This is a genomic window from Actinomycetota bacterium (genome assembly GCA_040755895.1).
Classification (GTDB): Bacteria; Actinomycetota; Aquicultoria; order Subteraquimicrobiales; family Subteraquimicrobiaceae; genus Subteraquimicrobium.
Window position 1 is genome coordinate 1 of record JBFMAG010000141.1, and the last position, 7,768, is coordinate 7,768.

Below are 7,768 nucleotides of genomic sequence, written 5' to 3' on the forward strand. Positions count from 1 at the left end.
GACCAAAAATTCAATCTCAAAGGGAGAGGACCAACCGAATTCTAACTCGCAGCCTTCACCCTCTCTCGCTTCAGAAAAACAATTTTGTCTCCCGTGTAATCGACCTCGACGCAATCGCCCTCTTTAAATTCTCCTTCCAGTATCTTTAAACCTAGGGGGTTTTGGATTTCTCTCTGTATGACTCGCTTCAGTGGTCTTGCCCCAAAGTTGGGATCGAACCCCTCCTTGGCCAAGAATTCCTTTGCTCCCTGGCTTAAAATTAAACTAATTTTCTTCTCAGCCAAGCGACGTTTGAGGTAACCGATTTGGATATCAACGATCTTCTTGATATCTCCCAGGGTCAAAGGATGGAAGATGATGATCTCATCTATACGGTTCAAGAACTCGGGGCGAAAAGCTCTTTTTAACTCGCTCATGACCACTTTCTTCATTTCATTATAGTTGGATAATCCTTCTTCGGTCCTTGCGAATCCCACAGCCACCTTTTGGAGGTGCGCCGTGCCCAGGTTTGAGGTCATGACGACGATGGTATTCTTAAAATCCACGGTGCGCCCGTGCCCATCGGTCAGCCGACCATCATCTAAAATCTGGAGCAAGGTATTGAACACTTCCGGATGAGCTTTTTCTATTTCATCCAGCAAAATGACGGAATACGGTCTTCTTCTCACTGCTTCGGTGAGTTGTCCTCCCTCTTCATATCCCACGTATCCGGGAGGAGCCCCTATGAGCCTGGCAACGGTATGTCTTTCCATATACTCGCTCATATCCAATCTGACCATGGCCCTCTCATCGTCGAAGAGGAATTCGGCTAAAGCCCTGGCGAGCTCAGTTTTTCCCACGCCCGTGGGACCGAGGAAGATGAAGGAACCGAGGGGACGACTGACATCCTGCAAACCAGCACGAGCCCTCCGGATGGTATCGGAGACGATTCTTATCGCTTCCTCCTGCCCCACAACTCTCTTGGAAAGGCGCTCTTCCATGTGGATGAGCTTCTCGATTTCTCCCTCCATGAGCCTGGAGACAGGGATTCCAGTCCACTTGGAGACGACTTCAGCGATATCCTCCCCATCCACTTCCTCCTTGAGCATCCTGGGACCCTTTTGAAGCTTAAGGAGCTTCTCGTTTGCCTCCTTCAGCTGATGTTCCAGCTCCAAGAGCTCGCCATATCTGAGTCTGGCAACTTTTTCGAGATCCCCCTCCCTCTCAGCCTCCTGTTCTTCAAGTTTCGTTTGCTCGATTTTTTCCTTGAGTTCTCGAATCCGGGAGATGATTTCCTTCTCTCTGAGCCATTGAGCCCTCATTCGATCGCCCTTCTCTTTGAGCTCTGCGAGCTCTTTCTCCAGCTTCTCCAATCTTTCCTTGGATGCTTTATCCTTCTCCTTCTTGAGTGCTTCTCTCTCTATCTCCAATTGCTTGATCTTCCTTTGGATGTCATCGATTTCAGAGGGCATGCTATCCATCTCGATGCGCAAATGAGAAGCCGCCTCGTCGATGAGATCAACCGCCTTATCCGGGAGAAATCGGTCGCTGATATACCTGTCGGAGAGGGTGGCAGCGGCTATGATCGCGGGATCGGTGATTCTCACTCCATGGTGGACCTCATAACGTCCCTTAAGACCCCTGAGGATGGCTATGGTATCTTCAACGGATGGCTCCCGCACGAGAATGGGTTGGAACCTCCGCTCGAGGGCGGCATCCTTTTCGATTCTCTTGCGATACTCATCGATGGTTGTTGCCCCCACGCAACGGAGTTCCCCCCGAGCGAGCATCGGTTTCAACATGTTGGCAGCATCAACCGCTCCTTCCGCAGCTCCAGCACCAACTATGTTGTGCAATTCGTCGATGAATAGAATGATTTGTCCTTCTGCCTCGGTTATCTCCTTGAGAACTGCTTTGAGCCTGTCCTCAAACTCCCCACGATATTTCGTGCCCGCAATGAGAGCACCAACATCCAATGCGATGATCCGCTTATTTTTAAGACCATCAGGAACGTCTCCACCTATGATGCGTTGTGCCAAGCCCTCAACTATGGCAGTCTTGCCCACACCTGGATCTCCCATGAGTACTGGGTTATTCTTCGTTCTTCGGGAGAGGACCTGAATCACCCTTCTGATTTCATCATCCCTTCCGATGACCGGATCCAATTTCCCCTTGCGAGCTGAATCGGTCAAATCACGCCCATAGCGCTCGAGTGCTTGATATTTGTCCTCGGGGAAGGGGTCGGTTACCCTTTGATGTCCTCGAACCTTCGCCAAAATATCATACACAACATCCTTGCTTAAACCGAATCCCTTTAAGATGGAGGAGGCCCGACCTCCCTCCTCGATTATTGCCATAAGTAGGTGCTCAGTGCTCACGTATTCATCCTTTAATTTCTCAGCTTCAGCAAAAGCGAGATCGAGGACCCTCTTCAGGCGGGGGGTGATGTATATCGTTCCCACCTGTCCATATACCTTGGGAGTCTTTTCCAGCTCTCGCTCAACCTCGGTTTTGATTGCCCCGGGGCTTATCTCCAGCTTCTTTAAAATGGTGGAGACAACACCCTCGGATTGCTGAAGAAGGACAAGGAGCAAGTGCTCTACATCCACCTGCTGGTGGTTCCTATCTTCAGCCACCCTTTGGGCATCACCGATTGCCTCCTGAGCCTTCACCGTAAATTTATCGAATCTCATCCTTCACCACCCCATAATTACCTTCTTACGATTTCACCCCGTGGAATGAGAACCAAATCCCGCCGATGACTTCGGCGGATATTCTCTATCCTCTCCTCCACCTCCCGCTCAAACTCCTCAAACCTTTTCTCGGCTTCGTCCAGAGCCTTCTTCATAATCCCCAATTCTCGCCTGAGATCCATGATCATCCTTACCCCGGCGAGATTCACTCCACGTTCCTGGGTAAGCCGTTGAATGAACTTGAGCGTCTCAATATCCCTCATGGAATAAAGACGAGTACTTCCCGGTGTACGGCTGGGAGAAATCAGCCTCCTTCGCTCGTAGATACGGAGCGTCTGGGGATGCACGCCCGCTAGCTTGGCAGCCACGCTGATCATATACACTGGGATATCGGTATCCCTGAAATCTTCCTCCTTTTTCTTTTTCACAGTAATCACCACCTCAGGAACCCTTGGTCATCGCCCTCTCCAGATGTTCTCTGGGATTTTCCTTATGTTTATTGGCGAATCTGACCAAAAGCTCTCTCTCTTCCGAAGTTAGTTTAGTGGGGACGATCACGTGAATGGTTATTAGCATATCGCCTCGTCCCCAACCATGAAGCCTGGGGGCTCCCCTCCCTTTCAACCGGAAAATCTGCCCATCCTGGGTGCCCGATGGAATCTTTAAGGAAACCGTACCATTTACGGTGGGTACTTTGATGCTAGCTCCCAGGGCTGCTTCGGTGAGTGTGATCGGCAGATCGAGCAAAATATTACTACCCTTCCTCTTAAAAAACGGGTGCGGGGCTACATTGGTGATGATATATAAATCTCCGGGAGGTCCACCTTCTACTCCTGGCTCTCCCTTCCCCTTCAGCCTTATCTTCGAGCCATCCTCAACACCGGAGGGTATTTTTACCTCTACTCTCTTGGTTTGCTCTACGGTACCCGCCCCCCGACAGGTGGGACAGGGAGCTTCTATTATCGTGCCCCGACCCATGCATCTATGACAGGTTCGACTGAGGCTAAAGAAACCTTGATTGTAGGCAACCATTCCCTTGCCGCCGCAGACTGGACAGACCACGGGTGAGGTACCAGGCTTTGCCCCAGTTCCCCCACATGTACGACAACTCACTTCTTCGTTGAGATCTATGCTTGTAGTGGTCCCCTTGAGAGCATCCTCAAAGGATAGATTGACATTGTAATATAGATCCCTTCCAGCTTGAGGGTATTCTCGTCTAAATCCAAAATCCCTAAATATGTCGAATATGTCCGAAAACTCAAAGTCACCGAAGGGTCTCTCGAAACCAAAATCCCTGAAGGGAGAAAATCCCGTTTCAAAGAAGCGAACACCCTGATCATACTCCTGACGCTTCTTTGGATCGCTTAAAACCTCGTAGGCTTCATTTATTTCCTTGAATTTCTCCTCGGCTTCCTTTTTATTGGCTGGATTGGCATCAGGGTGGTATTTACGAGCAAGCCTTCGATAAACTCTCTTGATATCCTCTTGAGAGGCATCTTTGCTTACCCCGAGGATCTTATAGTAGTCCTTATATCTTCTGCCAAACACCTGGCTCACCACACCATTTCACAAATTTAAAGCGACGGCTTTTTGGATACTTTGACCGCGGCGGGTCTCAAAAGGTTTCCCCTTAAAAGATACCCCTTTAAAAGAACCTCGACCACCGTATCCTCGTTGTGTTCATCGCTTTCCACTTGCATAAGGGCTTCGTGTCTTAAGGGGTCGAATCTTTCTCCTAAGGGATCGATGGTCTTTAAACCCTCTTTCTCGAGAATGGTCTTCAGTTGGGAGTGGATCATTTCCACGCCCTTGAGTAAATTATCGAGATTTTTATTTCCTCGAGAGGCTTCCAAAGCCCTCTCCAAATTATCCAAGACGGGTAGCAACTGCATGATTATATTCTGCGATGCCATCTCCAAAAACTGAGTCTGCTCCTTCACCATGCGCTTCTTAAAATTCTCAAAATCGGCTTTAAGTCGCTTCAAGGTATGCAAATAATCCGCAGCTTCCGCTTCCTTCGCCTTAAGCTTTTTCTCAAGCGTTGCTAAATCTTCTTTACCCACTTTGGTCTTTTTCCTTGAAACTCTCTTAGTTCCTTCCTTGCGGGTTTCTTCGCCCCGTGGAAGGGTTTCTCTTGTCCCCTTTCCTTCGATCTTCTCTTTTCCGGTCACTTACTTCACCTCTCTTCCCCAAGACTTGCTGCTCCAAAACAAAAAAATGGAGGGGCTTCCATTTCAGCTCACTGCGACTCAACTTACTTTGGTTGAACTTTGACCTTAACCCTTTTCGGTCTTGCCACCTCGATTTTGGGCAAGGTAACTTCGAGAACACCATCCTTGAAGGTGGCGCCGACATCTGTGGTCTTAATCTTCGTGGGAAGTGGGATTACTCGCTCAAAAGCTCCATAGCGCCTCTCAATTCTATAATAATTTTCCTCCTTTACCTCCTCGGAGAATTTACGCTCACCTTTAATAGTTAGGGAATCTTCGTCTACATGTATTTCTACATCTTCGGCTTTGAGTCCAGGTAGCTCCGCCTTGATCACGAGCTTATCATCGGTCTCGTACATATCAATGGCTGGAACCCATCTGCCCAAACGAGGTCTCTCTTCCAAACCGAAGGTCCTCTCGAAAAGTCTTCCAATTTCATTCTGAAGGGCGAGAAAATCTCTAAATGGATCCCATCTTATAATGGCCATTTTCATCCCTCCCTTTGAAGCCCCTCCTAAATTAGAGAAATTATTTCTTCTTCTTTTTCTCCTCGTCTTCCTCCTCCACTTCGGCATCGACGACGCCTTCATCGCCTCCGGTCTCCTTTTCGCCTGCGCTTTGAGCTTGCTGTTGTTGCTGGGCGTAAAGTACCTCCGCGATCTTATAGGAAGCCTGCATGAGCTCATCCGAAGCCTTCTTAATCCTTTCTATATCATTGGTCTTAAGAGCCTCCTTCACCTCAGAGACGGCGCTTTCGATGCGCTCCCTATCGGCGGCCGGCAATTTATCGCCGACCTCTCTCAGAGACTTCTCGGTGGTGTAAACGAGGTTATCGGCGGTGTTCTTAATCTCGGCGGCTTCTCTCTTCCTGCGATCCTCTTCAGCGTGAGCCTCGGCATCCTTTATCATCTTATCGATCTCTTCCTTACTCAAGGCGGTGCTTCCAGTGACCGTCATCTTCTGCTCTTTCCCAGTGCCCAAATCCTTGGCGGAGACGTGGACGATACCATTTACATCGATATCGAAGGTGACCTCGATTTGAGGAACTCCCCTTGGTGCGGGAGGAATGCCGATGAGGTGGAAGCGACCTAAGGTCACATTATCCGCAGCCATGGGGCGCTCCCCTTGAACGACGTGAATCTCCACACTGGTCTGACCATCCTCAGCAGTGGTGAAGATCTCGCTCTTCTTCGTGGGAATCGCGGTATTGCGCTCAATGAGCCTGGTTGCTATACCACCCTTGGTTTCAATTCCAAGGGAAAGCGGAGTTATGTCGATGAGAAGTAATTCCTCCTTGACTTCGCCCATGATGATGCCCGCTTGGATCGCCGCACCAACGGCTACGACCTCATCGGGATTGATGTCCTTTCGGGCTTCTTTCCCTGTGAGGTCTTTCACCAGGCTTTGGATTATGGGCATCCGTGTAGCTCCACCAACCAAGATCACATGATCGAAGTCCCCCGCCTTAAGCCCTGCATCTTTCATCGCTTGGATGGCAGGACCACGGCACCTTTCAACCAAATCGGTGGTCATGTGCTCAAGCTGAGAGCGGGTGAGAGCCATCTCAAGGTGCAGAGGACCCTCCGAAGTGGCAGTTATGAACGGAAGATGTATGGTCGTTTCCAGAGTCGAGGAGAGCTCGCACTTCGCCTTCTCGGCTGCCTCCTTCAAGCGCTGGAGAGCCATCCTATCCTTCCTCAAGTCCACACCATACTTGGACTTGAAATCATCAGCCATCCAGTCCATTATCCGCTGATCCCAATCATCTCCACCCAGATGGTTATCTCCACTGGTCGCCTTGACCTGAAAGATTCCCTCTTCGATCTCGAGGATGGAGACGTCAAAGGTACCCCCACCGAGGTCGAATACTAAAATGCGTCCTTTGCCTCCTTTTTCCAAACCATAAGCCAAAGCCGCCGCGGTGGGCTCGTTGATAATTCTCAACACATCCAGACCAGCGATGGTTCCCGCATCCTTGGTGGCTTGGCGTTGTGCATCCTGGAAGTAAGCGGGAACGGTGACCACAGCTTTGGTGATCTTTTCGCCGAGATAAGCCTCAGCATCTCTCTTCAGCTTTTGAAGGACGAAGGCGGAAATTTGCTGAGGAGTATAGGTCTTGTCGTCGATGGTCTTCTTCCAATCCGAACCCATGCTCCGTTTTATGGAGACGACAGTGCGATCGGGGTTGGTGATCGCTTGTCTTTTGGCGACCTCTCCCACCAACATTTCGCCAGCCTTCGAGAAAGCCACGACGGAAGGAGTCACTCTTCCTCCCTCAGCATTAGGGATAACTATGGGCTCACCCGCTTCCAGGTAAGCGATGCAGGAATTGGTCGTGCCAAGATCGATGCCTACGGGCTTTGCCATCTAAATCACCTCTGATTCGAAAATATTTAGCACATTTTAAATATAAAATCTAAGTCTATTATTGTCAAGTATTACTACTATTTTTGTAGCTGGATCATAAAACCATAAACTTGCTGCTCAGGGCCGCTTGCAGAGCGAGTGTGAGCGATGGCGTCGGGAGCGCAACTATTTAAAACTCCAAGAAATATGAGGGCAAGAGGTGCACTCCAAGCAACGGATACATCGGAGTGAATTTACTGAATTCGGATGCTCATAGACCTTTATATCCACGGGACAAATCCTTTGACATTCTCCACAAAGATTGCAAGAGGACAGATCGACCTTCAACTGAAGAAAGCTAAATCTATTAAAGAGGGAAAAGATAGTTCCCAAGGGACAAATCGTTCTACAAAAGGGTCGCTTTGAGAAGATCATCCAGATTAAAAAGAAGAATAATAAGGACATCTTCGCATAAAAAAGCCAACCTATTTTCGCCCACAATTCCTTAGTGAAAAGCACCATGGGTATGGCAGCTTGCAG

Annotated in this window: 7 protein-coding genes; all 7 read right to left on the reverse strand. The window is 49.3% G+C overall.

Annotated features, from left to right (window positions below; genetic code table 11):
- Positions 1 to 41 precede the first annotated feature (41 nt).
- Positions 42 to 2,672 (reverse strand): ATP-dependent chaperone ClpB, encoded by a 2,631-nt coding sequence (gene clpB / locus AB1466_06600; GenBank protein ID MEW6189752.1) that lies wholly within the window; start codon positions 2,670 to 2,672, stop codon positions 42 to 44.
- A gap of 17 nt (positions 2,673 to 2,689) precedes the next feature.
- Positions 2,690 to 3,100 carry a helix-turn-helix transcriptional regulator gene (locus tag AB1466_06605; protein MEW6189753.1) on the reverse strand — a complete coding sequence of 137 codons (411 nt, stop codon included), beginning with the start codon at positions 3,098 to 3,100 and terminating at the stop codon, positions 2,690 to 2,692.
- Positions 3,101 to 3,113: 13 nt separating this feature from the next.
- Entirely contained in the window at positions 3,114 to 4,220 is a 1,107-nt protein-coding gene (gene dnaJ, locus AB1466_06610; protein ID MEW6189754.1) for a molecular chaperone DnaJ, read from the reverse strand.
- 26 nt (positions 4,221 to 4,246) lie between these two features.
- Entirely contained in the window at positions 4,247 to 4,843 is a 597-nt protein-coding gene (gene grpE / locus AB1466_06615) for a nucleotide exchange factor GrpE (GenBank protein MEW6189755.1), read from the reverse strand.
- Positions 4,844 to 4,926: 83 nt separating this feature from the next.
- Positions 4,927 to 5,370, reverse strand: a complete 444-nt coding sequence (locus AB1466_06620; protein MEW6189756.1) for an Hsp20/alpha crystallin family protein — start codon at positions 5,368 to 5,370, stop codon at positions 4,927 to 4,929.
- A gap of 40 nt (positions 5,371 to 5,410) precedes the next feature.
- Positions 5,411 to 7,249, reverse strand: a complete 1,839-nt coding sequence (gene dnaK, locus AB1466_06625; GenBank protein ID MEW6189757.1) for a molecular chaperone DnaK — start codon at positions 7,247 to 7,249, stop codon at positions 5,411 to 5,413.
- 165 nt (positions 7,250 to 7,414) lie between these two features.
- Positions 7,415 to 7,750, reverse strand: coding sequence for a 4Fe-4S binding protein (locus AB1466_06630; protein MEW6189758.1), 336 nt, complete (start codon positions 7,748 to 7,750; stop codon positions 7,415 to 7,417).
- Between the last annotated feature and the right edge of the window lie 18 nt (positions 7,751 to 7,768).